21 protein-coding genes are annotated in these 24,731 nt (G+C 63.1%); 13 read left to right on the top strand and 8 right to left on the bottom strand.

All coding sequences use genetic code 11. The features are described 5' to 3' along the window. Positions 1–39 precede the first annotated feature (39 nt). The 4 genes from ACTS1Z_RS16100 (at position 40) to ACTS1Z_RS16085 (ending at position 5,726) form a co-directional block, all read left to right on the top strand. On the top strand, positions 40–2,157 hold the full coding sequence (locus ACTS1Z_RS16100) for an alpha-galactosidase (RefSeq protein ID WP_442625498.1): 2,118 nt from the start codon (positions 40–42) through the stop codon (positions 2,155–2,157). Continuing rightward, complete coding sequence (locus tag ACTS1Z_RS16095) at positions 2,154–4,091, top strand: beta-galactosidase (RefSeq protein WP_442625497.1); 1,938 nt, start codon at positions 2,154–2,156, stop codon at positions 4,089–4,091. Before ACTS1Z_RS16100 ends, ACTS1Z_RS16095 begins: the two co-directional genes overlap by 4 nt. Before the next feature lie 110 nt (positions 4,092–4,201). Beyond that, complete coding sequence (locus ACTS1Z_RS16090) at positions 4,202–4,942, top strand: Coq4 family protein (RefSeq protein WP_442625496.1); 741 nt, start codon at positions 4,202–4,204, stop codon at positions 4,940–4,942. 16 nt (positions 4,943–4,958) lie between these two features. Further along, positions 4,959–5,726 (top strand): SDR family NAD(P)-dependent oxidoreductase, encoded by a 768-nt coding sequence (locus tag ACTS1Z_RS16085; RefSeq protein WP_442625495.1) that lies wholly within the window; start codon positions 4,959–4,961, stop codon positions 5,724–5,726. A gap of 18 nt (positions 5,727–5,744) precedes the next feature. Here the strand turns inward: ACTS1Z_RS16085 and ACTS1Z_RS16080 are convergent, their stop codons facing one another. From ACTS1Z_RS16080 to ACTS1Z_RS16070, 3 genes are read right to left on the bottom strand one after another with little or no spacing between them, the layout of a single operon-like run. Continuing rightward, positions 5,745–6,617: a VOC family protein gene (locus tag ACTS1Z_RS16080; protein ID WP_442625494.1), complete on the bottom strand. Its 873-nt coding sequence runs from the start codon at positions 6,615–6,617 to the stop codon at positions 5,745–5,747. After that, positions 6,614–7,516: an alpha/beta fold hydrolase gene (locus ACTS1Z_RS16075; protein ID WP_442625493.1), complete on the bottom strand. Its 903-nt coding sequence runs from the start codon at positions 7,514–7,516 to the stop codon at positions 6,614–6,616. The genes ACTS1Z_RS16080 and ACTS1Z_RS16075 overlap by 4 nt, the downstream gene beginning before the upstream one ends. Then, positions 7,500–8,285 (bottom strand): SDR family NAD(P)-dependent oxidoreductase, encoded by a 786-nt coding sequence (locus tag ACTS1Z_RS16070; protein ID WP_442625492.1) that lies wholly within the window; start codon positions 8,283–8,285, stop codon positions 7,500–7,502. The genes ACTS1Z_RS16075 and ACTS1Z_RS16070 overlap by 17 nt, the downstream gene beginning before the upstream one ends. A 201-nt stretch (positions 8,286–8,486) precedes the next feature. Between ACTS1Z_RS16070 and ACTS1Z_RS16065 the strand changes: the two genes are divergently transcribed. The 3 genes from ACTS1Z_RS16065 to ACTS1Z_RS16055 all read left to right on the top strand — a co-directional run bounded on the left by ACTS1Z_RS16065 (position 8,487) and on the right by ACTS1Z_RS16055 (position 13,245). Next, entirely contained in the window at positions 8,487–9,056 is a 570-nt protein-coding gene (locus ACTS1Z_RS16065; protein WP_442625491.1) for a TetR/AcrR family transcriptional regulator, read from the top strand. A 175-nt stretch (positions 9,057–9,231) separates the two neighbouring features. After that, a complete protein-coding gene (locus tag ACTS1Z_RS16060; RefSeq protein ID WP_442625490.1) occupies positions 9,232–11,586 on the top strand; it encodes a TonB-dependent receptor in 2,355 nt (784 codons plus the stop codon). Between the two features lie 147 nt (positions 11,587–11,733). Further along, on the top strand, positions 11,734–13,245 hold the full coding sequence (locus tag ACTS1Z_RS16055; RefSeq protein ID WP_442625489.1) for an MFS transporter: 1,512 nt from the start codon (positions 11,734–11,736) through the stop codon (positions 13,243–13,245). Between the two features lie 9 nt (positions 13,246–13,254). Here ACTS1Z_RS16055 and ACTS1Z_RS16050 read toward each other — a convergent pair whose 3' ends face one another. The 4 genes from ACTS1Z_RS16050 to ACTS1Z_RS16035 form a co-directional block, all read right to left on the bottom strand. Continuing rightward, complete coding sequence (locus tag ACTS1Z_RS16050; RefSeq protein WP_442625488.1) at positions 13,255–14,628, bottom strand: serine hydrolase domain-containing protein; 1,374 nt, start codon at positions 14,626–14,628, stop codon at positions 13,255–13,257. A gap of 140 nt (positions 14,629–14,768) precedes the next feature. Then, complete coding sequence (locus ACTS1Z_RS16045; protein WP_442625487.1) at positions 14,769–16,631, bottom strand: hydantoinase B/oxoprolinase family protein; 1,863 nt, start codon at positions 16,629–16,631, stop codon at positions 14,769–14,771. A gap of 12 nt (positions 16,632–16,643) precedes the next feature. Continuing rightward, positions 16,644–18,686: a hydantoinase/oxoprolinase family protein gene (locus ACTS1Z_RS16040; RefSeq protein ID WP_442625486.1), complete on the bottom strand. Its 2,043-nt coding sequence runs from the start codon at positions 18,684–18,686 to the stop codon at positions 16,644–16,646. A gap of 23 nt (positions 18,687–18,709) precedes the next feature. After that, the gene (locus ACTS1Z_RS16035) at positions 18,710–19,615 is read right to left on the bottom strand and encodes a hydroxymethylglutaryl-CoA lyase (protein ID WP_442625485.1); all 906 of its coding nucleotides are present in this window, start codon (positions 19,613–19,615) and stop codon (positions 18,710–18,712) included. Between the two features lie 65 nt (positions 19,616–19,680). Between ACTS1Z_RS16035 and ACTS1Z_RS16030 the strand changes: the two genes are divergently transcribed. The 3 genes from ACTS1Z_RS16030 to ACTS1Z_RS16020 all read left to right on the top strand — a co-directional run bounded on the left by ACTS1Z_RS16030 (position 19,681) and on the right by ACTS1Z_RS16020 (position 22,469). Continuing rightward, positions 19,681–20,862, top strand: coding sequence for a CaiB/BaiF CoA transferase family protein (locus ACTS1Z_RS16030; protein WP_442625484.1), 1,182 nt, complete (start codon positions 19,681–19,683; stop codon positions 20,860–20,862). Positions 20,863–20,984: 122 nt separating this feature from the next. Continuing rightward, the gene (locus tag ACTS1Z_RS16025; protein WP_442625483.1) at positions 20,985–21,656 is read left to right on the top strand and encodes a hypothetical protein; all 672 of its coding nucleotides are present in this window, start codon (positions 20,985–20,987) and stop codon (positions 21,654–21,656) included. A 183-nt stretch (positions 21,657–21,839) separates the two neighbouring features. After that, a complete protein-coding gene (locus ACTS1Z_RS16020; protein WP_442625482.1) occupies positions 21,840–22,469 on the top strand; it encodes an isochorismatase family protein in 630 nt (209 codons plus the stop codon). Here the strand turns inward: ACTS1Z_RS16020 and ACTS1Z_RS16015 are convergent. Beyond that, positions 22,445–23,086 carry a GntR family transcriptional regulator gene (locus tag ACTS1Z_RS16015; RefSeq protein WP_442625481.1) on the bottom strand — a complete coding sequence of 214 codons (642 nt, stop codon included), beginning with the start codon at positions 23,084–23,086 and terminating at the stop codon, positions 22,445–22,447. The two genes, ACTS1Z_RS16020 and ACTS1Z_RS16015, sit on opposite strands and share 25 nt — an antisense overlap. A gap of 98 nt (positions 23,087–23,184) precedes the next feature. On the opposite strand from ACTS1Z_RS16015, the gene ACTS1Z_RS16010 reads away from it, so the two are divergent. Genes ACTS1Z_RS16010 through ACTS1Z_RS16000 form a run of 3 tightly spaced genes read left to right on the top strand, consistent with a single transcriptional unit; the run spans position 23,185 to position 24,715 of the window. After that, a complete protein-coding gene (locus ACTS1Z_RS16010; RefSeq protein ID WP_442625480.1) occupies positions 23,185–23,919 on the top strand; it encodes an aspartate/glutamate racemase family protein in 735 nt (244 codons plus the stop codon). Then, positions 23,916–24,305, top strand: coding sequence for a nuclear transport factor 2 family protein (locus ACTS1Z_RS16005; RefSeq protein ID WP_442625479.1), 390 nt, complete (start codon positions 23,916–23,918; stop codon positions 24,303–24,305). The genes ACTS1Z_RS16010 and ACTS1Z_RS16005 overlap by 4 nt, the downstream gene beginning before the upstream one ends. 11 nt (positions 24,306–24,316) lie before the next feature. Next, the gene (locus ACTS1Z_RS16000) at positions 24,317–24,715 is read left to right on the top strand and encodes a nuclear transport factor 2 family protein (RefSeq protein WP_442625478.1); all 399 of its coding nucleotides are present in this window, start codon (positions 24,317–24,319) and stop codon (positions 24,713–24,715) included. Positions 24,716–24,731: the final 16 nt, after the last annotated feature.

Raw genomic sequence — 24,731 nt, 5'->3', positions numbered from 1 at the left:
GGTTTGACAGACGGCGCAGTCGGCCTTCTAGGGGAATGCATGGCAGGGGAGACCGAATATCTGCGCCTCGACGGCGACACGATCACGGTGGTGGTGGCTGTCGTGCCGGGCGAATATGCGGATCTCGTCTATCTGGGCCCCAAGCTGGATGCGCACGAACAGCTTCACGCGCTGCATCGCTCCGGGCTGTACGGCGCGCATGAATCGCAACCCGATTCTCCTCCGGTCGGCGGGCTGCTGCCCGAACCCAAGCATGGCGATGCGGGGCCGGTTGCGGTGGCTGTGCGTGATGGCGCGCAGCGCGTGCCCACCGATTTCCGGCCAATGCGCCATGAAGCCGATGGACGGAAGCTGGCTATCGCGCTCGAAGATGCGGCAACCGGACTCCAGGCTCAGATCGAATGGTCAATAGAAGCCGGTGACGCGGTGCGCGCGCAAATGGCACTCGCAAACGATGGCGACGTGCCTATCGCCGTCGACAGGCTCGCCGCGCTCGCGCTTCCCGTTCCCCGGCGGTTCGACGAAGCCATCACCTATGCCGGCCGCTGGGCCGCCGAGATGCAGGAACATCGCGCCGCGATCGGCCCGCGCGGCTTTGTCAGCCGGTCGCGGCGCGGGAAACCGGGTTTCGATGGCGGCAACTGGCTGATGCTGTGCGATGGAAATGACGATGCTGTGATCGGCGCGCATCTGTGCTGGAGTGGCGATTACGATACCGTGCTCGAAAGCGATGCCGATGGCCGTGCGATGCTGGTCATCGGGCCAGCGCTGGAGGGCGGCGAGATCGTGCTTACCCCCGGCGAGCGGTTCGAAACGCAGGCCGCCGTCTTCGCCTATGCAGAGGACCGCACAGCGCTCGGCCAGCTCTTCCACCGGCATTTGCGCGAGGAGGTGCTGCCCGGCCGCGCTGGCTGGGGGCCGCGCAAGGTCCATCTGAACAGTTGGGAAGCGCTCGCTTTCGATATGGACGAGGCGAAGCTGATCGCGCTCGCAGACGACGCGGCCGATCTGGGCGTCGAGCGTTTTGTGCTCGACGATGGCTGGTTTGCCGGGCGGCGAAACGACCGGACGAGCCTTGGCGATTGGGAAGTATCCCGTGACGTCCTGCCGAACGGCCTCGACCCACTGATCGATTATGTCGAGGCGCGCGGCATGGATTTCGGCCTCTGGGTCGAACCGGAAATGGTAAGCCCCGACAGCGATCTGTATCGCGCGCATCCCGACTGGTGCCTGCATGAAGAAGGCCGCGAACGCCGGACGCAACGTCACCAGCTCGTGCTCGACCTGACGCGCGCAGCCGTGTCGGACTATCTGTTCGAACGGATCGACGCACTGCTGGGCGCGCATCGCATCGCCTATCTCAAATGGGATCATAATCGTGATCTGTTTCCGGCGGCTAATGCGGACGGACCGGCCGGATACGCGCAGACGCTGGGGCTCTATCGATTGCTCGACCGGCTGCGCGCGGCGCACCCCGCGGTGGAAATCGAAAGCTGCGCGAGCGGGGGAGGGCGCGTCGATTTGGGCATTCTTTCGCGCTGCAACCGCATCTGGGCCAGCGACAGCAACGATGCGATCGAACGGCTGAGGATCGTGCGGAGCTGGGCGCAGTTCCTGCCGCTCGAAGTGATCGGCAATCATGTCGGGCCATCGCCGAACCCGATCACCGGGCGCCGCCTTTCGATGGATTTTCGGGCCAAGGTCGCGATGTTCGGTCATATGGGCGTGGAAGCCGATCCGGGGTCGATGACCGACGGCGAGCGCAAAGCGCTGCGCGCCCATATTGCGCTCTACAAGAGCTGGCGGGACGTGTTGCACGGTGGCGTATTGGTGCGGCTCGACCATCCCGATCAGGGCGTATCGGCGCTGCTGTCGCTCGCCGGAAATCGCGGTCTGGCGCTCGCCGCGCAGACGCGAGTTGCGGCCACCTACGACGTCGCACCGGTTCGGATGGCCGGGCTCGATCCGGATGCGCGATATCGCGTGACGCTACCCGAACCCTGGCCACGCAAGGCGATGCGCTATCTGGCGAACCATGAGAGCTGGCGCGAGGGCCATGTTCTGAGCGGCCGCGCGCTCGTGGAGCGCGGCATTGCCCTGCCGCTCGCGCATCCCGAAACGGCGTGGCTTGTCGCACTCGAAAGGACGGACGGATGAAGCTTGGGTGCTGCTATTTCCCCGAACATTGGCCGCGCGAAATCTGGGCGGACGATGCCCGGCGCATGGCCGAGATGGGCCTTGCGCGCATCCGCATCGGCGAGTTCGCCTGGAGCCGGATCGAACCCGAGCCGGGCCGCTTCGACTGGGAATGGCTCGACGCGGCGATCGAGGCGCTGGCGGTGGAAGGGCTGGAGGTGGTCCTGTGCACACCGACGGCCACGCCGCCCAAATGGCTCGTCGACAGGATACCCGATATGCTGCCGGTCGACGCGCAGGGCCGCCTGCGCGCATTCGGGTCGCGCCGTCATTATTGCTATTCGCATCCCGGCTATCGCGAAGAATGCCGCCGTATCGTGACGGCGCTCGCCGATCGCTATGGCGACAATCCGGCGATCGTCGGATGGCAGATCGACAATGAGCATGGCTGTCACGATACCGTGTGCAGCTATTCGGCGGCCGCCGAGGCGAACTTTCGCGAATGGCTGGCCGCGAGATACAAGACGATCGACGCGCTCAACGCGGCCTGGGGCAATGTTTTCTGGAGCATGGAATATGACTCATTCGATGCGGTGGACCTGCCGAACCTGACGGTCACCGAGCCGAACCCGGCGCATGTGCTCGATTATCGGCGCTTCGCGTCGGACGAGGTGGTGTCGTTCAACGCGCTTCAGGCCGATATCCTGCGCGCGATATCGCCGGGGCGCGACATCATCCACAACTTCATGGGCTTCTTCACCGATTTCGATCATCACGCGCTGTCGCGCGATCTCGATGTCGCGAGCTGGGACAGCTATCCGCTCGGCTTTCTCGAACAGGCCTGGTTCGGTGCCGAGGAAAAGCAGTCCTATCTCCGCCAAGGCCATCCCGATTTCGCCGCGTTCCACCATGATCTCTATCGCGGCTGTACCGCGGGCCGCTGGGGCGTGATGGAGCAGCAGCCCGGCCCGGTGAACTGGGCGCGCTACAATCCCGCCCCGCTGCCCGGCATGGTTCGGCTATGGACGCTCGAAGCGGCCGCGCATGGCGCGGAGTTCGTCTCCTATTTCCGCTGGCGGCAAGCGCCGTTCGCGCAGGAGCAGATGCATGCCGGGCTGCTCCGCCCCGACAGCAGCGAGGATATCGCAGCGGGCGAGGCGCGGCGGGTCGCATCCGATATCGCCGCGCTCGGCGATCTCGAAGCGGCACGGGCGCCGGTCGCGCTGGTTTTCTCATACGAAGCGGCATGGACGTGCGAAACGCAGCCACAGGGCCGCAGCTTTCGCTATCTCGAACTCGCCTTCGAAATGTACAGCGCGCTCAGGCAATGTGGCTTCGACATCGATATCGTATCGCCGGACGCCGGTCTCGAAGGTTACGCCATGGTGGTTGTCCCGAGCCTGCCTATTATCGCCGACGATTTCGTTGCCCGGCTCGGGCAACTGTCCTGCCCCGTGCTGATCGGCCCGCGCAGCGGCAGCAAGACGGAGAGCTTCTCGATCCCCGACGCGCTTCCGCCCGGCGGTTTGCAGGCGCTGCTGCCGCTTGAGGTCGTGCGCGTCGAAAGCTTGCGGGACGGAGTTGCCGAAGCAGGCGAGGGGTTCGCCGTTCACCGCTGGCTCGAGCATGTCGAGACCGACATCCAAGCCGAATGGACATTGCAGGATGGGCGCGGGATCGTGTTCGCCAACGGACCGTATCGCTACCTGGCGGCTTGGCCGGATCAGCCGCTGTTGCGCGCGATCTTCGGCCGAATGGCGGGTGAGGCGGGCTTACAGCTTATCGATCTACCCGAAGGCCTGCGGCTGCGGTCGTGCGCCGGTCACATGTTCGCCTTCAACTATTCGGAGCGGCCGATATCGGTAGCGGGCCTTGGGGCATCGTCCGATCCCGACCGCCAACTGCTGGGCGGCGAGACCCTGCAGCCCGCCGATGTCGCTGTCTGGCGGCGTTAGCCCGGCTTGATCGCGTACACCGCCTCGCTTCCTTTCTGATATTGTTATTGACGAATCGTATAATAGTGGTCAAAACACCGGTCTGTAGAACAGCACGGGGAGGATCAGCCATGTCCGCTACGGTCGATCGGGAGTTTGGCGAGAAATTTCTCACCAGCGTCGACAATTTCTACGAATATGGCACCGATCAGCTGTTCAACGAATGGTGGGCGACTGCGCCCAAGGATGCGATCGACAAATATGTCGCGGCGATCGAGAACCATCCCGAACAGGCGGCGCTCGCGCAGGAACAATGGTATACCGAGCCGCTCGATCTCGCCGACTTGGCCCAATATCCGGCCGGATCGCTCGGCCATGCCTATCGCGATTTCATGGTGTCCAACAACCTCGCCGAGAAACTCGCGCTCGGCTATCGCGAGCTGCACGAAAAGTTCGCAGCCGACGGCAAGCTCGATGCGATGCCGCCGCTCATGCAGTACAAGGTGTTGCGCGGCTTCCAGACGCACGATCTTCATCATGTGCTGACCGGCTATCCGGCGACGCCGTTCGGCGAGCTGGCCTTGCAAGGGTTTCAGCTTGCCCAGATGAACTATCCCTATTCGGCGATGATCATCGCGACCGTGACGGCGCATATGACGCTGCTCGATCCGTGGCTGATCAATCCCGCGATGGACGCGTTGACCGACGGCTGGGGCTACGGCCGGAAGGCGCGTTCGATCCAGTTCGTGAAGTTCGAAACGATGCTCGAACGGCCCCTCGAAGAGGTGCGGGCGGAATATGACCTTCTGCGCGAAGCGCCGGAGCGGCCGGACTATGCGCATGTTCCCGAGATTACCCAGACAGTCGCCTGACAAAGGAGCGAGATAGATGGATTTACGTCTGAAAGGCGCACGCGCGCTGGTCTCCGGTGGCAGTCGCGGCATCGGCGCGGCTATCTGCACGGCGCTCGCGGCAGAGGGCGCGGCGATCGCGACTTGTGCGCGCGGTACGGAGGATCTCGAACGCGCGCTCGAAGGCTATCGATCGCAGGGTGTCGAGGCCCATGGTGAAGCGCTTGACGTGCGCGACGCCGATGCGTTCGACGCTTGGGTGGCCCGTTCGGCCGAAGCGATGGGCGGGATCGACATCGTGGTCAGCAATGTCTCGACGCGGATCGATCCGTCCAGCGCGGACTGGTGGCCGGACACGTTCGAGACGGACCTAATGCAGCATGTGCGGCTGAAGACGCTGACTGTTCCGCATCTCGCCAAGGGCAATGATGCGGCGCTCATCTTTATCGCGTCGATCGCCTCGATCCTCACCGCGTTACCGCCCCATGAAGAGGCTTACGGTGCGATGAAGGCAGGGCTGGTCAATCTTGTCGGCCAATGGGCCGTGCAGCTTGCGCCGCAAGGCATTCGCGTCAACGCGATATCGCCGGGTCCGATCGATTTCGAAGGCGGCTGGTGGGACCAGATCAAGCAGGCGCAGCCCGAAGCCTATCAGCGGGCCGCCGGCATGGCAGCGCTTGGCCGCCTCGGCGCGCCGGAGGAAATCGCCAATGCCGCCGCGTTTCTGGCCAGCCCGGCATCGTCTTTCACAACCGGTGCCAATCTCCGCATCGACGGCGGGCTGATAAAAACCGCCAACTTCTAAAGGCTTAGAGCGCGCTCTTCAGGCCGCGAGGCGGCGCGCGACGACATCGGGATCGGCGAGGCGCCCGAGCGCCAGATCGGCGTCCGGCGCGATCTCGATCAGTGCGATCCAATTGCCGTCCGGGTCACGCGTCCAGAAGGCCGGATGACCGACGATATCTTCGCCGGGCTCGAGCGTTATCCCGAGGCTTTCGAGCCGCGCGCGTTCCGCGTCGATATCCTCGCAGCAAAAGCCGACCTGGCGATAGCCGGTCGCGTCCTTTTCGGGCGGCGACGCCGGTCCGGTCGGCGGATGGTGATACTGCCACATTTCAAGCTGGATGCTCGGCGTCTTAATCCACGCCGCGCTCACATCGACATCTGGCATGCCGGTGACGTTGGAGAATAGCGGATTGTCGAATCGCCCGGTCCGGTGCGGATCGCGTCCGATCAACCGCGCGTAAAAGGCCGAGAGCGCCGTGATGTCCGGCGTGACGATCGCGACATGGGCGAACCAGATCGGCGTTTCTGGGTCGGCTTTCGGCACGCCCTCCACCTCGATCAGCGTTGCATCGCGGTCGCGGCCATAGGCGTAGATCGCCCCGGTGCCGAGCGCCACGGGCTTGTCGTTGAACCGCATCCCGCCATCCGCAAGGCGCCGCCACAGCTGGTTGCCGTCGCCCGATTGGAGGCAGAAATGCCCGATGCCGGGGTCGCACACCTGCCGGTCGGGCAGCGGCTCCGTGTCATCCGCTTTGTAGAGTGCGAGGTAGAAGTTGGGGCCGGCCAACCATTGGGCATTGCTGTCCTCCGTCAGATCTACCGGGATCAGATCGGCCGTCTCGCGATAAAATGCGGCGGTAGCGCCGGGGTCGGGGCAGGCGATAGCGATATGGTGGAGACGAATGCTCATGATTCTGCGAACTCCTTGATGGCGTCGGCGAGTTGGGCCGGTATTTCGTGAATTATCGCGTGGCCGATATCCGCGAAGCGCGCGATCCGGTTACCCGGCGCGACGGTATCGAGCCCGTCGAGTAGGTGCGGCAGGAAAACCCTGTCCGCCATGCCCCACAGGATGAGCACGGGAAGATCGACGTGCATTGCAGTACCTTCAGCCCATTCGGGGACGGGCGCGCCGTCGGTCTCGGGTAAGACGAATGGCGAGGCCCGGTACCAGTTTAGCATCCGGTCCATCGCCTCCGGGCGCGACCAGGCGGAAAGATATTCGGCGCGCGCGGCCTCGTCGAAAACCGGATTGGCGGCGAACATTCGGTCCCACAAGCCTTTTGGGCCACCCTCCATCAGCGCGTCCGCCGCGCCCGGTGCGCGCAAGCGATCGATATAGCCCGATGCGGCGCGCTGCTCGGGGTCATCGATCAGCCGTTGCTGAAAAATTGCCGGGTGCGGAGCGTTGGCGATCACGAGGCGGTCCAGACGGTCGCCATGTGCCGCTGCATACCACCAGGCGAGCGCGCCGCCCCAATCATGGCCGGCGAACATAGGCTTGCGTCCGCCGCATGCCGATACCAGCGCATCGACGTCCCCGATCAGTGCGTCGATGCGATAGGCCTCGACGCTGGCCGGCCGGCTGGATTCGCCATAGCCGCGCAGGTCCGGCAGCAGGCAGCGATAGTCTTCGGCAAGATGCTGCGCCACCTTGCGCCAGGCCCCGCGATGTTCGGGAAAGCCGTGCAGGAAGATGATGGGCGGCGCGTCCGGACGTCCCAGCGTTTCGACGGCGAGTTCGATATCGCCGTTGCAGACGCGGATCAGGCCGCCATCCGCCACAGTGGATTCAGCGCGCCGTAGCACCGCCATCCACCGGCACGATTGCGCCGTTCACAAAGCTCGCTTCCGGGCCGACGAGAAAGGCGATGACGTTGGCGACTTCTTCCGGTTCTCCATAGCGGCCCATCGGCAAGCCGGAGCGGAAGGACTCGGCAAAAGCTTCGGGATTGTCCGGCATCCGGTTGCGCGCCAGTTCGTCGATCATATCGGTCTGGATTGGCGCCGGACATACGGCGTTGACGCGAACGCCGCGCATCGCATTTTCGGATGCCGCCGCCTGGGTCAACCCGATTACGGCATGTTTGCTCGCGGCATAGCCCGAGATATTCGCGCCGCCCCTTATGCCGGCGATGGACGAGATGTTGACGACGCTGCCCCGTGCTTCGAGGAGGGCGGGCAGACAATATTTGAGGCCGAGAAAGACGCCGCGGACATTGATGTCCATGATCTCGTCGAACCGGTCGTCCGGATAGTCGGCGAGCAGGCCGAGATAGCCGGCGATCCCCGCATTGTTGACGAGGATATCGAGCTTGCCGCCCCGTTCGGCGACGATCGCCAGCGCTTCAGTCCAGCTGTCGGCGTCGGAAACGCTGCCTTTGACCGAATAAGCCTTACGGCCACATGCCGCGATCTTTTCGGCCAGTGCGTCATGATCGCCGCCCGGAAGATCGAGCGCGATGATATCGGCGCCGTCGCGCGCGAGGCGGGTCGCGACGGCAAGGCCGATGCCCTGGGTGGCTCCGGTCACAAGCGCGATCTGGCCAGCCAATGGCTTCCCGTCATTCATGGTCATACACGCCCCTCGCCATGGAATTTGCCCCTCGCCTATATTTTATTATATAAATAGTCAATTGTGCGCGTGCCCGCCCATGCGCAACTGGCCGGGGCGGTGCGCATCGGAGAATGAACTTGGAATCGGAGGGCCGCGTGTTAGACGCTTCTTATGAGTGACGGCGCAGCCCCCGCAAAATCGGCATCCCGGCGCAGGCGCCGGATGGCGCCCGAGGACCGGCAGGAGCTGATCCTCGACGCGGCGGCCCGCATCGTCGTCGAAGAGGGTGTTTCCGCGGCGAGCATGGACCGGGTTGCGAGCGAGGCCGAGGTCTCGAAGCCGCTCGTCTACGCCTATTTCGACAATCGGTCGAACCTGCTGAGCACCTTGTTGGTGCGCGAATATCCCGCGTTCCAAGGCAGCCCGGTCAAACGCGGCGACGATGAGAGTTTCGAGGATCTGATTCGCCGCACGACGCTGGATTTCATCGACCGCTTCGTGGCCAAGGGCGTGCTAATCCAGCGCTTGCTGAACGAACCCTCGGTCGCAGCGGACGTGCTCAAAAAACAGGCGAAAGGCCGCGAGGCGACGGTCAAGTTCTTCGGCGAACTCATGGAAGAGGAGTTCGACGTGCCCAAGGGCAGCGGCGACCTCATCGCCGAACTGTGTATGGGCATTACTCGGTCCGCGGCGCAGATCCTTCTGCGCGACGAGAGCGATCATGACCGGGTCGTCGACACGACCGTTCAGATGATCGTCGGCTCGGCGGAAAAGCTGGCCAATCGGCAGTAGCGCCGGCCGCATTGTATTTCAGGTAGATAGCGCCGGGCACACGGCGTCGTGGGCTGCACCGATAGTGCAGCAGCGCAACAGTCGGTCCGAATGCTTATTGACCTTTTCTATAAGAGTATTGACTAATTTTATAATTAGTGCGAACCCTGCCCAAAAATAAGTTGGGGAGGACAATATGACATACGGGTTCCGCACATCCTTGTTCCGGTACGTTTCGGCGGGCGCGCTTGCCTGGGCGGGGTCGACGGGCGTTGCTCATGCGCAGCAGGAGACGGCATCGGCAAATCTCACCGACACGCCCATCATCGTTACGGCGCAGCTGCGCGAGGAAGATATTCAGGACGTGCCGATCGCGATCACCGCGCTGACGTCGGACGATCTCGCAGCCGCGCGCATCGAGGATTCGCTGGATCTGCAGTTCAACGCACCCAACGTCATCCTCTCGGCCAATCGCAATCTTACGATCCGCGGCGTCGGCTCGCAGTCCTTCGGCGGCAGCAACGACACCAATATCGGCATCCTCATCAACGGCGTATTCCTTCAGCAGGGAAGCACCTTCGGCGAATTTTTCGATCTTGAGCGGATCGAGGTGCTGCGCGGGCCACAGGGTACGCTTTTTGGCCGCAATACGACGGGCGGCGCGATCAACTTCGTGAGCCGGCGGCCGACCGACGAGTTCGAGGGCTATGTCAGCCTGCAGCTTGAATCCTTCGAGGGCATCCGCGCCGAAGGCGCGATCAACATTCCGATCGCTGACGGCATCTCGCAGCGTTTCGCCGCCCACTATCTGAAGCGCGACGGCTACACGGAAAACCTTTTCGACGGCGGCCAGATCGACGGGCGCGATCAGTACACACTGCGCTCGAGCACCCGTTTCGAACCGAGCGACACGACGACGATCGATCTGATCCTCACCTATTTCGAGGAAGACAGCAATCGGGCAAACGCCGTGAAAACGCTCTGCACGCCCGATCCGGCCTTTGGCTGTTCGCCCAATTCGGTCGACACCGATTTCCCGGCCGCCAACTTCACGATCGACAATATTTTCCTGCCGGGCATCGTGCGCGCCGATACTTTCGGCGCCAACCCGACCGATCTCAGGACGGTGAATATCGACGTGTTGCCGACCCAGCATGTCGAGGATTTCCTCGCGACGCTCGAGATCAACCAGGAGATCGGTGCGGTGACGATAACGTCGGTGACCGGCTATCGGGACGGCAGCAACAGCTCGCAACGCGATTTCGACCAGGGCACGCGGCCCAATGCCTTCAATCCGGGCGATTTCGCAACTCTGTTCGGTCCGCTGACCGTGCCTGACAATGGCCTGGGCAACGGCGTGCTGACCTATCTGCTCGGCCCGGGCCAGCAGATCAGCTCGACCGACTGGCGCTCGGCGCAATATGCGGCCGGCGAGCGCGAACAGTTCAGTCAGGAACTTCGCCTCGCGACGGATCTAGACGGCCCGTTCAATTTCCTGATCGGCGGCTACTATCTGCACGCGACGGGCGGCGGATTCGTCGATACCTATATGCCAGCGAACCGCACTTTCGGCTTCATCGCCAGCGGCAATACGACCAACGCAATCGTCGATTCCTACGCGGTTTTCGGGGAAGTCTATGTCGATCTCACCGACAATCTCAGCATTCTCGGCGGCCTACGCTACACGCAGGACGACAAGGAGATCACGACGGCGAGCGGCTCGTTCGTACTGCCGCCGCCCTTCAACGGCACGGCATCGTTCGACGCGGTCACCGGCCGCGCGGCGATCGAATGGGAGCCGACGGACAATGTGAATCTCTACGCGTCCTATTCGCGCGGTTTCAAATCGGGCGGGTTCAACCCAGGCAACGCGGTCAACCCGACTTTCGATTCCGAATTCATCGATTCCTACGAAGTCGGCGCAAAGACGGAGCTGTTCGACAATACGCTGACGCTCAACGCCGCCCTGTTCCGCTACGATTACAGCAATCTCATCGTCGGCAATATCGTCGGCACGCTCGCAACGAACGTCAACATTCCTTCGTCGCGCGTCCAGGGTTTCGAGCTGGAAACGGTCTGGACACCGGTGCCCGAGTTGCGGTTCGAAGCGGCCCTGGGCTTGCTCGACACCGAGATCCGCTCGGACTTCCTCTCGTCGGATCCGGCGCGCGGCCAAGCCTTTTTCCAGATTCAGGGCAACGAACTGCCCAATGCGCCGGAGCGTACGCTGAAGCTCGCCGGCGAATATACGATCGATGCTGGCGGCGGCTGGACGGTCCGGCCGCGTATCGATTTCTATTCGCAGACCGGTTTCTGGTCGCGCGAGTTCAATGTCCCTGCCGATCGCGTGGGTGCTTGGGAACAGTTCGACGCATCAATCCAGATCGCCAATGAGGACCGTCAGTGGGACCTGACGCTGTTCGTGAAGAATCTGTTCGACCAGGACAGCATTACCTTCCTCGAGACGAACTCGAATCTGGTCGGCAGCTTCCGAAGTGCCTTCCTGCTCGATCCGCGCATCTTCGGTGCCAGCTTGCGGGTGGGCTTTTGACCGGGTGCGTCACTCTCTCCACCTGAGAGCCTGGGACCGCGAACCTGACGGAGAGAAGTGCGATGCGCTTCTCTCCGTTCCTTTTGCGGCGTGCCGACCTGATCGAGAGCCTGCGCGATCCGCCCGTAATGCTGTACGGCTGAACGGATGACAGCGCCGCGCGATATCCTGCCGTTCCGCACCAAGCTCGCCTTCGGTGTCGGATCTATCGGCGAGATCTTCTATCTCGGCATGTTCAACACCTTCATCGGCATCTACTACAATCAGGCGATCGGGCTTTCGAACTCGCTGATCGGCCTGGCGATCATGCTCGCGCTGCTCGTCGACGCGATTTCCGATCCGGTGATGGGGGTGGTTTCGGACCGCTGGCGGTCGCGCTGGGGACGGCGGCATCCGTTTCTCTTCGTCGCGCCGGTGCCGCTGGCGATCGCGCTTTACCTGATCTTCAATCCGCCCGAGGCCTGGACGAACAGTGCGGCGGCCGGTGCGGACCAGACGCTGCTGTTCATCTGGCTCGTCATTTTCACGGTGATCAGCCGCCTTGCGATAACGCTCTATATCGTGCCGCACCTCGCGCTCGGCGGCGAGCTGACACGCGATCATAACGAGCGTTCGCGCCTGTTCAGCATCAATGCGATCTTCGGCTATGCGATGGGCGCGCTCTTCGCCTTTTCTGCCTGGGGCTATTTTCTGGCCGGGACGACGGTCAACGCCGAAGGCCTTGAGATTCCGCGCCATCTCGATCCGGACGCCTATATGCCGCTCGTGCTTACCGCCTGCGGTTTCCTGCTCGGCGCAATCTGGCTGAGCGCGATCGGCACGCTCGATCAGGTGCCGCGGCTGAGCCAGCCCAAACCCGGCCAGCCGCGTTTCTCGATCCCGATATTCTATCGCAGCATTCTGGGTGCGCTCAGAAACGGGAACTACGCCTTTCTGATTGGCGGGGTCTTCTTCTTCATGATCGCGACGGGGCTCTACGAGACCTTCACCGTGTTCGTGAACACCTATTTCTGGGAGCTGCTGCCCGAGGATATTCGATGGTTCGGCCTGTTCGCTGCCCCAGCGGCTGTCGCCGGTGCGATCGCCTCGCCGATCCTGATGCGGCGTTTCGACCGCAAACCGGTGCTCCTAGGCGCGCTCACGGTGATGGTCGTTACGGCGCAGCTGCCGGTCGACCTCCGGTTGCTCGGCCTGTTCCCGGCGAACGATTCGCCCATCCTGCTGCCGTTGCTGATCGGCAATTTCTGCGTGCAGACCTTCACGATCAGCACGGCCGCTGTCGCGATCTATTCGATGCTCGGCGACGTGATCGACCAGAATGAGATCGTCACCGGTCAGAGGGAGGAGGGGCTGTTCTATTCGGCCCGCGCCTTGATCGGCAAAGCGGCCGTTTCGCTCGGCCATCTGATCGCGGGGGTAATGCTCGACCTCATCGTCATACTGCCGTTCGAGGCGGTGCCCGGCGAAATAGAGAGCGATATCGTTTTTCGGCTCGGCATCGTTGCAGGGCCGGTTATGGGCTTCGTCGCCCTGATTTCGATCCTCTTCTACGCGCGCTACGATCTGACGCGCAGCCATCACGATGCGATCATTGCCGAGCTCGACGCACGGAAGAGCGATGATGCCTCGTTGCCGGCCGCGGCGCATCAGCCGGCCTGACGCTGCCAGCTATTCCGCGCTAGAATAGAGAATGCGCAGCACCTCGATCCAATAGCTCTTCACATCGCCGCCAAAGACCTGTGTCATGAATACGCCGGAGGTTCCCGAGCCCGGATCGATCCAGAAATTGGTCGAGGCCGCGCCGCCCCAGAAATAGCCGCATTGCGGGAATGCGGGCGCCGTCTCGGTCGGGGAGAGGCGGACAGCGAAGCCATAGCCGAAGCCCAATCCGCGCAAGGTCGGATCGTCGGACCGCGCTTCTGGCGCGAGCTGGTTGTTGCGCATCATGGTGGCGAGTTCGGGCGGCAGAAGCTGCATGCCTTCCCTCACGCGGTTCTCACGCACGGCTTGGGTGAAGCGCAGATAGTCGCCAGCCGTACCGGCCAGTCCGGCTCCGCCATATTCGATGGTCGGCGATCCGAGAAACATGCTGTTTTCGGCGTCATCGACGGGGGTGAGCGTTGCCGCGCCGAGCTCGGCGAGCGGTACACTGCCCATCACGCCCCGCGTGCGTTCGGGAAATTGCGGTGGCGCGACATAGGCGCTCGACAGCCGCCCGGTATCTTCCGCTGGCACCTGGAAGTAGGTCGACGCCATATCCAGCGGATCGAATATCCGGCGCTCGAACACCGTGCCGAGCGTGTCGCCGGTCACGACTTCGATAATGCGTCCGAGCACATCGGTCGCATTGCCATAGGTGAAGTCCGCGCCGGGCTGGTGGAGCAAAGGGATCTGCGCGACGCGCCGGACGAGTTCGTCCAGCGAAGCGACGGGTGCACTGCCGTCTGCCGGCGGCTGGTCGACGCCGGGACCGGCGGGAATGCCGCGCATCGCATAGACCGGCCCGGCCGGATTGTCCTCAGCGGTCCGGTAGGTGAGGCCGGCGCTGTGGCGCAGCAGATCGCGGATCGTAACCGGCCGGTCCAGCGGGACCGGCGCCGATCCGTCGTCTCCCGAATAGACGGTAGCTTCGGCGAATTCAGGAAGGTAGCGCGCCACAGGATCGTCGAGCGATAGGCGGCCTTCGGATACCAGCTGCAGCGCAACGACAGACGTCACCGGCTTGGTCATCGAATAGAGCCGGAAAATCGTGTCCTCGGCAATTTCGCGGCCGTGTTCGGCATCGGCCATGCCGTAAGCGAACGAAAACACACGCTCGCCATCCTGCTCGACCATCATCACAACGCCAGGCGCAATGCCGCGATCGACCATGTCGCGCAGCGTCGCCGCGAGCCGCGCATGCATCGCATCATCGAAACTCGGCCGAACCGGATCGCCATTGATGGCGCAAAGTGCGGGCGTGTCAGTGGAAGCTGCTGCTCCGCCGACGGGAGCCGCTATGCCCAACGCGAGCGCAGTCGCGAGCCCCAACATATTCCGCATGGCCATCCCCTCTATTATAATAATAGTCAGTTACGAGGAGATGCGGTCGAGGTCAATATCAGGATACTGCCGATCCTGACGCCCAGCAGCGCGTCATGTTTTGTGTCGGCACTGGCCGTGCCCTGGCTGTAACTCGCTCGCTAAGTGGACCAGACCGGTTGCTTCGGCGCCGGCAACCCCGTCTCCGCTTCGCAGTTGGCGCGCAGCGTGGCGATGTCGGGTCCGGTGTTGAACGGACTGTTTCCTTCGGTCCGCGCGGCGCGCATCTCTTCGCGGAGCGTTTCGGTAGCCGCTTCGTCAACGGTGCCGCCTGCATCCGCGACAACGCCATAGGCGCGCGCGCCGTCCGGGGTGACAAGGCCTTGGCGGATTTCGAGTGACACCAATGCCGGATCGCGCTCGAGCGGATCGCCCCAGCCACCGCCGCCCCAGGTGATGAAGTGCAGGAGGTCGCCTTCCTTCACCTCGATCCCGTCCTGCTTGTTGCCGACGACTTCTTCGCTGCCATCGGCGCGTTCCAAGATCTTCGTTGCCCGCTGCCCCGGTTCTCCACCATTCACGCCCCAGGGATAAGTAAACCAGCGATCGTCATGAATCGCGACCGTGCCCGGTTCGAGGAACCGATAGGTCATCTTGATACCGTTACCGCCGCGGTGGAGGCCGGCTCCGCCGCTATCGGCGAGTGCTTCGTATCGCTCGATCCTGAGCGGAAAATAGCGTTCCAGAAACTCATTGGGCACGTTGGTGAAGCCCGGCCAGAGCGAATGCCCGTCCGGCCCGTCGCCGAGCGGCCGGCCGGGTATTCCGCCGAACCCGATCTGGAAGAGCTGGAACCACTCGCCTTTCTTGTCGAAGCCCGAATACATGAGATGCGGGCTCGACGAGAAACCCGCTGCATTGAGGAATTCGGGCGTTTTCTGGCCAAGCAGACCGCCCAGAATATCGAAGATGCGGCCCAGCGCATGGGTGCGCCCGGCGAGCGCCGCCGGATATTTCGGTTTGAGCAGCGACCCTTCGGGAATACGAACCTCGATCAGGTCGTAGAAGCCGTCGTTGAACAGAATTTGCGGGTCGAAGACCATGATCATGTAGATGCCGAAGAACATCTTAAACATGTTTTCGTTGAGATAGAAATTGATCGAGCTCGGCGCCTGCGGATCGGTGCCCTCGAAATCGAGGATCACCTTGTCGCCCTCGCGCCACATGGTGCAGCTGATCTTGTACGGCCCGTTCCCGACGCCGTCGTCGCAGATATAGTCGGAGAAATTGACCTTCTCCTCGCCGATCGATTCCGCGATCAACGCCTTCATCGCGCGGTAGTTTCGCTCCAGCAGCATGTCCGTCGCCGAGGCGAACATGTCTTCGCCGAACCGTTCGCACATCTCGTCGACGCGGCGTGCGGCGACGCGGCAGGAGGCGATCAGTGCGTTGAGGTCGGCCGCACACCAGTCTGGCTTGCGGCTCTGGTGGAGGACGAGCTTGACGAGGTCTTCGTTATACTCGCCCTGTTTGTAAATCTTCACGGGCGGGATGCGGACGCCTTCCTCATAGACGCTGCGGCTGTCGATCGGGATCGAGCCGGCAACCTTGCCGCCGATGTCGGACTGGTGGCCGAACATCGCAGTCCAGGCCACCAGTCTCCCCCCGCGGAATACGGGCAGCAGCACGAGCCAGTCGTTGTTGTGGCTGACCGCGCCTTCGCAGCTATAGGGATCGGAGAGGAAGATCATGTCGCCTTCCTCGATCGTCCCGTCATAGGCGCGCAGGAAGCCGTCGATGAAGCTGCCGAACTGGCCGACGATCATCTTGCCGGACCGGTCGGCGATCAGCGGGAAGGCGTCGCCCTGTTCGCGGATGCCGGGCGACATGGCGGTGCGCACGAGCGTCGCATCCATCTCGATCCGCGCATTGCGCAGCGCATTCTCCATGATGTCGAGTGTTACCGGGTCGACATCGACGGTGGCGAAGGGGGCGGTGTTGGTTTCGATAATCTGGGCTGGCATCGCGCGCCTCCTTTATGCCGGGTTGATCAAGAGGTTGCCATGATCGTCGACGCGCGCCTCATGGTCATTGTAGATCAATGTTGTTGAATCCATTTCCGTGATCACGGCCGGACCGGGCACGATATCGCCCGCGCGCAGCTTGGCCCGATTGTAGATCACTGCGGGCCGCATCTCGCCCTCCATGTAGAGCTCATGGTCGCGCAGCTTGGCGGCGGAAGGGTCGCCATCGCCTTTTTCGATCGTCTCGGCCGCGACATTGGCCGCCTTGCCGAGCGCGACCGCGCGGATGTTGACCAGCTCGTGCGGCAGGGAAAGGTTGAAGGTGAAGAGCCGCTCATGCTCGGTATCGAATTCGCCGGTCAGCGCCGCGATGGCGAAACCGTCCGGGTCGATCGACAAGGGGATTTCAAAGGCCTGGCCCGAATAGCGGATATCGACCTCGTATTTGAGTTCGACATCGCCGGGCTCCACACCTTCGGCTACCAGCTCTTCGCTGACTTGCGCGCCGAGCTCGTCGAGCAGCGCCTTGAGATCGGCATCGCTCGTATTCTGCGCGAGCGTGTTGAAGCTACGCTGAGTTTCGACCCGCTGGCGCGTCGTCGCATCGCCATAGGCGCAGAGCACGCCGGGGGAGGGCGGGATGATAACCGGCCAGCTCCCCATCAGCTTGCCCATCGCGTTGCCGTGCAGCGGCCCCGCGCCGCCGAACGCCATCAGCGCGAAATCGCGGGGGTCGTAGCCCTGCTGGACGGAGACGAGCCGGAGCGCGCCGAACATATTCTCGTTGACGATGTCGATTATACCCGCAGCCGCCTCCATCAGGCCGATATCGAGCGCGTCGGCGATCGTCTGCACCGCGGCCTCGGCGCCCTTGCGGTCGAGTTGGAAGCTGCCGCCCAGCAGCGCTTCGGGGAGATAACCGAGCACGACATTGGCATCGGTCACGGTCGGCGCCTCGCCGCCCTTGCCATAGGCGACCGGGCCGGGCACTGCGCCCGCGCTTTCTGGGCCGACGCGCAAGGCGCCGGTGAGTTCGGGGACAAACGCGATCGAGCCGCCGCCCGCGCCGACTGTCTTCACATCGACCGAGGAGGCGCGGACGTTGAGATCGCCGACCGAGGTCTCGCGCTGGAGCCGTGCCTGGCCGTTCTCGATCAGCGCGACATCGGTCGACGTTCCGCCCATGTCGAGCGTGAGCACATTCTCGACGCCCGCATTCTTGGCGACCCAGACCGCTCCGGCGACGCCGCCGGCAGGTCCGCTCATGAGGAGGTTCACCGGCGCCGCGCTGCTCTTGTCGGCTGACATCAGTCCACCGTCCGAGCGCAGCAGGTTCAGCTTCGCCGTCGCGCCCCAATCGGCGATCTCGTCCTTGAGATTGCCGACATAGCGGGCGACGGTCGGGCGCACCGCGCTGTTCGCTACGGTCGTCACCGCGCGCTCATATTCCTGCATTTCCGGCAGGATGTCGGCGGATACCGACACTGGAAGGTCCGGGAAGACCTCGGCGCAGATTTCGGCCACGCGACGCTCATGCGCCTCGTTCACATAGCTGTTGATGAGGCAGATCGTCAGCGCCTCGATCTCCTCGTCGGCCTTCAACGCCTCCAGCCGCTGCCTGAGCGCCACCTCGTCGAGTTCGCGGACAACCGATCCGTCGGCCCCGATCCGTTCGGGCACCTCGATCGTGCATTCGAGCGGCGCCATCGGTTCGGGCTTGGGCCAGATGATCCAGGCGGCGAGGCCGCCGGGCACAAGGCTGCGGGCGATCTGCAGAATGTCGCGATAACCTTCGGTGACGACCAGCCCGACCCGGGCGATCTTGCCTTCGAGCACCGCATTGGTTGCGACCGTTGTACCATGCAGGAAGAGCGAGAGCGACGCAGGATCGATATTCTCGCGCTCGCATAATGCCTTGGCGCCGTTCACCACCGCTTCGGACGGGTCGTGCGGCGTCGAGGGGAGCTTGTCTCGGACCGTATGGCCGGTTTCCTCATCGATGATCAGCAGGTCGGTAAAGGTGCCGCCGACATCGCAGCCCAAACGGTAGCTCATATGGTCTTATCCCCTCATTGAATTCAGGCGGCCCGCGCGACGAGCGACGGGAGTTCGCGGCCCATCACGGTCGCGAACCAGCGGTTGCAGGCGATGGCCTTGTCGAGATCGACGCCGGTATTGACGCCCGATTGTTCCAGCAGATACACGACATCCTCGGTCGCGATATTGCCGGTCGCGTTGGGCGCGAACGGGCAGCCGCCCAGCCCGCCGAGCGACGCATCGATCGTCTCGATCCCGGCCTCGACCGCCGCCCAGGCATTGGCGATGCCCGTGTTGCGCGTGTCGTGCAGATGGGCGCGCAGCGGAATGGACGCGGGTATCGCTTCGCGTACCGCGCCGGCCAAATCCGTCATCTGCTGCGGCACGCCGACTCCGATCGTATCGGCGATCGCGATCTCCGCGGGTTCGGCTTCCGCCATCGCCTTCGCCATGTCGACGACGCGGCTCTGCGGCACATCGCCCTCGAACGGGCAGCCGAATGCCGCCGAAATCGTCACCTGCGCGATCATCCCTTCGGCCTTGGCGAAACGGATCATGTCCGTGTTCTCGGCAATCCCCTCGGCGATCGTCTGGCCCTGATTCTTCTGCCCGAACGTGTCGCTGGCAACGACGACGCAGCCCACTTCGTCGACGCCGCGTTTTCCGCCCTCGCGCGTCGCAAGCGCGCGGAGCACGCCGCGCTTGTTCAGGCACAGCCCGATATAGCTGGCGTCTGCATGGTCGGGCAGGCCGGCGATCACTTCCTCGGCATCGGCCATTTGCGGCACGCGTTTCGGATGGACGAAGCTCGCCGCCTCGAAACGGCGCAGGCCGGCTTCATACATCTTCTCGATCAGTGCGATCTTGTCCGCCGTCGAGACGATCTCGGGCTCGTTCTGCAACCCGTCGCGCGGGCCGACTTCCACCAGGCGGACTTTTTTGGACATCGCTTTTGTATACAAAGAGGGTATCGGCTTGTATAGCCGTTCCATCGCTGAAGGAGATTAGGGGCATGGCGCACGGCGCATTGGACGGGCTGCGACTCATCGAAATGGGCCAGCTGATCGCGGGCCCTTTCTGCGGCCAGCTGATGGCCGATCACGGCGCCGAAGTGATCAAGATCGAGCCGCCCAAGGTGGGCGACGCGATGCGCGCCTGGGGGCAGGGTATCCCGCTCTGGTTCTCGGTCGTCGCGCGCAACAAGCAGTCGATCACGCTCAACCTGCGCGAGAGGGAAGGCCAAGAGATCGTCAAGAAACTGGCGGCGAAGAGCGATTTCCTGCTCGAAAATTTCCGGCCCGGCACGATGGAAAAATGGAATCTCGGCTGGGACACGCTGCATGCGATCAACGAGGCGCTGATCATGATCCGCGTGTCGGGCTATGGGCAGACCGGCCCTTATTCCGCGCGCGCCGGCTATGGCGGGATCGGCGAGGCGATGGGCGGCATGCGCTATATCGCCGGCGAGCCGGACCGGCCGCCGAGCCGCGCGGGCCTGTCGATCGGAGATTCGCTGGCGGCGACCTATGCGTGCCTCGGTGCGATGATGGCGCTCAACCATCGCCACAATACGGGGCAGGGCCAGATCGTCGATTCGGCGATCTACGAGGCCGTGCTGGCGATGATGGAATCGACCGTACCCGAATATACGGTGGCTGGGCATATCCGTGAACGGACGGGTTCGATCCTGCCCAAGGTTGCGCCGTCCAACGTCTATCCGACCAAGGACGGCAGCGTGCTCGTGGCGGGCAATCAGGACAGCGTCTGGAAGCGGATGGCGGCGATGATGGGCATGCCCGAACTCGGCGATGATCCGCGCTACAACAGCCATATGGCGCGCGGCGAGCGCCAGGCCGAACTCGACGAGCTGATCGGCGAATGGACGAAGGAGCGAACGAGCGCTGAAGTGCTCACGCTGTGCGAGGAGCATGGCGTACCCGCCGGCAATATCTATCGCGCGCCGGAAATGCTGCACGATCCGCAGTTCGAGGCGCGCGAGGCGCTGATCGAGGTCGATCATCCGAAACATGAGAATTTCGTGATGCAGAATGTCGCGCCGAAACTCTCCGCGACACCGGGCAAGGTGGAATGGGTCGGGCCCGAGCTCGGCGAACATAACGAGGCGGTCTATGGCGAGCTGCTCGGCATGGATTCGGCCACACGGGCCGATCTCGAAGAACGCGGCATTATCTAGGGAGCACAAAGGCTGCGCGGGGCATCCCCCCCCCCCCATGCTCCGTAGTGCCCTGTCTGCCTGTATCTGGTATAGCGTCAGACACCGCGCATTGGCGAAAGATTGCGCCGGAGGAGGACAGGATGACGCCAGCCGCATCGCTACGCGCCGCCGCCGCCTTCAGCGTCGTGGCGCTAGTGCTGGCCCTGGCCGGCACGGCGGTGATCATCGCCACGTCGGGCGCCGGGGCGCAGGATCCGCTCGAAGTCTTTTCAGACCCGGCGGGCTTCGCGGCAATCCTCAGCGGTGCGGAACCGGCGCTGCGTTACGCGTTGTTCTTCGACGGTCTGTTCGCGCTAGCCTACACCGGTGCAACCTCCTTCGCCGCGATCGGATTTCGCAGTCATTGCCCGGCTGCGGCGTGGGCCGCGGGGGGCGGCATTATCGCGGCCATGATGCTGGACATTTCGGAAAACCTGCTGATGCTCGGTTCGCTCGGCCTGGCCGGTGCGGGCGAGAAAATCACGGGCGATCGGGTGGCGCTTCACGTTTTCGTTTCCGGCATGAAACTGCATGTCGCGGCGGCGGCGCTCGTCGCTTTCAGCTTCGTGCTGCCGAAGCGCGGGCTCGTAACATTCCTGATGCGCTGGGGCAGCCGCACGCTGATGCCCGTCGCCGCGGTGCTCTTCGTAACCGATGCTTTCGGCATGAGGGCCAACGCTTCCCTCGGTGTCTTCGCGGCGATGGTGGGCGGCTTCGTGTTGCTGCCGATATTGGCCCTCGCCGAAGCGCGCAAGGAGCCTGACGGGGACTAGCGAAACGCCCCGAAATCAAGGCTTTGCGAAGGTGTGTGCTGATCACTCAGGCGCGGCGAAATGGTCGGCTCCAAGCGCGCCATTGTTGCGTCCCCTTCCTTCGATTAGGCTGCCGGGTGCTATAGCGGGAAGGGATTACCTGATGACATGTATCGCTCATCTCACGCGCGGGATCATCTGGCCATGACCGCGCTGGATGCGGATTATGCGCAAGCGGGTTTCAACAAGAGCCTGGGCTTCGGGGAACGCCCCGTGCTGCTCGTCATCGATTTCGTCATGGCCTATCTGGACGAAGATTCACCGCTCTATGCGAGTGTTGAGGCCGAGCTGAAGGTCAACGAGAAGCTGGTGCGCGCAGCGCGCGACGCCGATATTCCCGTGATCTGGACCAACGTGGAATATGAACCCGGCGGCGCCAATGGCGGCCATTTCTACCGCAAGATCGACGCGCTCAAGGTGTTCGATCGCGGGAGTCCGCTCGGTGCGTTTCCGCCGTCCCTGCAACCGGCGCCAGACGAGCGCGTGGTGACGAAACAATATCCGAGCGCCTTTTTCGATACCGGTCTCGCGGAAACCCTGCGCGAGATGGGCGTCGATTGCTGCGTGATTACCGGGCTGTCGACCTCCGGTTGCGTCCGCGCGTCGGCGCTCGATGCGCTGCAGTACGGCTTTATCCCGCTTGTCGTGCCCGAGGCGTGCGGCGATCGGGATCAGGCCGTGCACGACGCCAATATCTTCGACCTCAAGGCCAAATATGCCGACATGCTGAGCGTCGACGAGACGCTCGCCTATTTCTCGCGCTTGAGCGCCTGAGCCGCTTCTTCGAACACGTGGAAGGCGCGCCGAATATGGCTCGTCATCACCGAGCGCGCCCATTCCGCATCGCCGCGCTCGATCGCGTCGACCAGCTCGCGATGCTCGAACAGGCTGCGCTCGAACTGGCCCTTGTCGTAAACGCGCGCGGTGCGATGGACGATCGGCTGGCTGACGAGCCTGGCCAGCATGGTCGCGAGCCGGTCCGATCCCGCGCCCGCGATAATCTCGGCATGGAAATCCGCATTGTGATCGAGAAAGGCGTCGACATCGCCGCCATTGCCCGCCTTGTCGACAATTTCGCGCAGGCGGGCGGCTAGCGCCGGCCCGCCGACCGTGGCGGCACGCGCCGCGGCATGGCCCTCTAACATGGCGCGTAGCGTGAAGATCTCGTCGATATCCTCGACCGACTGGTCGGCGACGAAACTGCGCTGGCTGTCGCTGCGCGTGACGAAGAACTCGGCTTCCAGCCGCCTGAGCGCGTCCCGGATCGGTGTGCGCGATACGCCGATTCGCTCGGCGAGCTCCTCTTCCTTGAGCTGTTCGCCCGGCGCAAGCGTCCCGTCGAGGATCAAAGACCGGATCCCGGAATAGGCTTTATCCGCAGCGCTCGACATCACCGTCTTGTCCCCTTCCGTGAAAATTGTATACAAAACGGGTGTCGGCCGCTAGATATACAAATTGGTCGATCAACGAGGCAGCATAAGGGGGTCGCGTGAAGCGCATCAAGGTTATCGTTCCGATCCCGATGGACGAAGCGGGCGTCGCCAATCGCGCCGAGCAATTGCCGCCGCCGCTGGTCCGCGACGGATTCGAGCCGGTATTCGAGGCGGTGAGCTGGGGCGCGGCGCTCGGCGACAGCTATCACGACATGCTGTTGATGGACTGGACCGTTTTCCAGGCCGGTATCAAGGCCGAGGAAGAGGGCTATGCCGGCGTGCTGATCGACACGGTCAGCGATTCCGGCTTGCGCGCCCTGCGTTCACGGCTCTCGATCCCGGTTGCCGGCCCCGGCGAGAGCGCCTTTTACGCGGCCTGCATGATGGGCAAGAAGTTTTCCATTCTCACCATGTGGGACGAATGGTTCCCGCTCTACGAGAAGACGATCACCGAATATGGCCTCGAAAAGCGGCTCGCTTCGATGCGATCGATCGATACGCGCCCGGACGTCACCGAACTGCTCGCGGGCAAGGAAGAGGTGATCTTCGGCAAGCTTGAGGAGGCGGCCACGCGCTGCATCGAGGAGGATCGCGCCGATGTCATCGTGCTCGGTTCGACGACGATGCACCAGTCGGCCGCGCATCTCGACGCCAAGCTGCCGATCCCGGTGATCAACCCCGGCGTCGTCGCCTACAAGATGCTCGAGACGTTCATCGAGCTCGGCCTGACGCATAGCAAAAAGGCTTTCCCGACGCCCGAAGTGCCCAAAGACGCGGAGATAACGGCATGAGCAATCCTTATCCCTATTATGTGGATATCGTAACCAAGCGCTATTTCGACGGCGTCGACAACAAGCGCATGGATCAGGTGCTCGACTGTTTCCATGACGACGCCGTGCTCCACGAAATGACGTCGGACACCAGGCATGACGGGATCGATGCCATCCGCACCATGTTCGAAGGGCTGTTCTCGACGAACGGCCGGATCTGGCACGGCAATTTCGTCCACACCGTCGACCCGGAAGAAAACGCCGTCTGTTCGCAGTTCACCGTCGAGATCGAACCCAACGAGCTGGGCGAAGAGCTCGTCTATCAGAACTGCAACCGCTTCTACCTCAAGGGCGACAAATTCCAGAATGTGTTCGTCTATATGAGCGGCGACAATCTGCTGAAATAGGGGAGAGGGCGATGCAATATCCGAGCACATTGAACCGCGACGAGCTGATCGAACTCGCGACCAAGACCTATTTCGGCAATGTCGATCAGAAGAATATGGACGCGACGCTCGACTGCTTCCACGACACCGCGCTCTTCACGATCCAGACCGATCACACGATCCACGAGGGCAAGGTCGGCATCCGGGAAATGTTCGAAACGTTTTTCGGCAGCTACGAAACCATCGTGCACAAGGACTTCACCTGCACGGTCGACGAGAAGAACGGCCGGATCGCCGCCTCGTTCGAGGCCGTGCTGACCGACGAAAATGGCGACGTCACGCGGCTCTACAACACCAATTTCTGGCGCGTCAGGGGCGACAAGTTCCAGGAAGTCTACGTTTACATGAGCGGGGCCAACGTCCTCGTCTGACACGGCAAGAATAAGA

The sequence above is a fragment of the Parasphingopyxis sp. genome, assembly GCF_052168295.1.
Classification (GTDB): Bacteria; Pseudomonadota; Alphaproteobacteria; order Sphingomonadales; family Sphingomonadaceae; genus Parasphingopyxis.
This window is presented reverse-complemented; position numbering and strand designations above follow the sequence as displayed.

Bases quoted from the DNA above. Each gene is read 5' to 3' on its own strand.
- ACTS1Z_RS16100 (WP_442625498.1), top strand. From the start codon at position 40: ATGGCAGGGGAGACCGAATATCTGCGCCTCGACGGCGACACGATCACG.
- ACTS1Z_RS16095 (WP_442625497.1), top strand. From the start codon at position 2,154: ATGAAGCTTGGGTGCTGCTATTTCCCCGAACATTGGCCGCGCGAAATC.
- ACTS1Z_RS16090 (WP_442625496.1), top strand. From the start codon at position 4,202: ATGTCCGCTACGGTCGATCGGGAGTTTGGCGAGAAATTTCTCACCAGC.
- ACTS1Z_RS16085 (WP_442625495.1), top strand. From the start codon at position 4,959: ATGGATTTACGTCTGAAAGGCGCACGCGCGCTGGTCTCCGGTGGCAGT.
- ACTS1Z_RS16080 (WP_442625494.1), bottom strand. From the start codon at position 6,617: ATGAGCATTCGTCTCCACCATATCGCTATCGCCTGCCCCGACCCCGGC.
- ACTS1Z_RS16070 (WP_442625492.1), bottom strand. From the start codon at position 8,285: ATGACCATGAATGACGGGAAGCCATTGGCTGGCCAGATCGCGCTTGTG.
- ACTS1Z_RS16065 (WP_442625491.1), top strand. From the start codon at position 8,487: ATGGCGCCCGAGGACCGGCAGGAGCTGATCCTCGACGCGGCGGCCCGC.
- ACTS1Z_RS16060 (WP_442625490.1), top strand. From the start codon at position 9,232: ATGACATACGGGTTCCGCACATCCTTGTTCCGGTACGTTTCGGCGGGC.
- ACTS1Z_RS16055 (WP_442625489.1), top strand. From the start codon at position 11,734: ATGACAGCGCCGCGCGATATCCTGCCGTTCCGCACCAAGCTCGCCTTC.
- ACTS1Z_RS16050 (WP_442625488.1), bottom strand. From the start codon at position 14,628: ATGCGGAATATGTTGGGGCTCGCGACTGCGCTCGCGTTGGGCATAGCG.
- ACTS1Z_RS16045 (WP_442625487.1), bottom strand. From the start codon at position 16,631: ATGCCAGCCCAGATTATCGAAACCAACACCGCCCCCTTCGCCACCGTC.
- ACTS1Z_RS16040 (WP_442625486.1), bottom strand. From the start codon at position 18,686: ATGAGCTACCGTTTGGGCTGCGATGTCGGCGGCACCTTTACCGACCTG.
- ACTS1Z_RS16035 (WP_442625485.1), bottom strand. From the start codon at position 19,615: ATGTCCAAAAAAGTCCGCCTGGTGGAAGTCGGCCCGCGCGACGGGTTG.
- ACTS1Z_RS16030 (WP_442625484.1), top strand. From the start codon at position 19,681: ATGGCGCACGGCGCATTGGACGGGCTGCGACTCATCGAAATGGGCCAG.
- ACTS1Z_RS16025 (WP_442625483.1), top strand. From the start codon at position 20,985: ATGACGCCAGCCGCATCGCTACGCGCCGCCGCCGCCTTCAGCGTCGTG.
- ACTS1Z_RS16020 (WP_442625482.1), top strand. From the start codon at position 21,840: ATGACCGCGCTGGATGCGGATTATGCGCAAGCGGGTTTCAACAAGAGC.
- ACTS1Z_RS16015 (WP_442625481.1), bottom strand. From the start codon at position 23,086: ATGTCGAGCGCTGCGGATAAAGCCTATTCCGGGATCCGGTCTTTGATC.
- ACTS1Z_RS16005 (WP_442625479.1), top strand. From the start codon at position 23,916: ATGAGCAATCCTTATCCCTATTATGTGGATATCGTAACCAAGCGCTAT.
- ACTS1Z_RS16000 (WP_442625478.1), top strand. From the start codon at position 24,317: ATGCAATATCCGAGCACATTGAACCGCGACGAGCTGATCGAACTCGCG.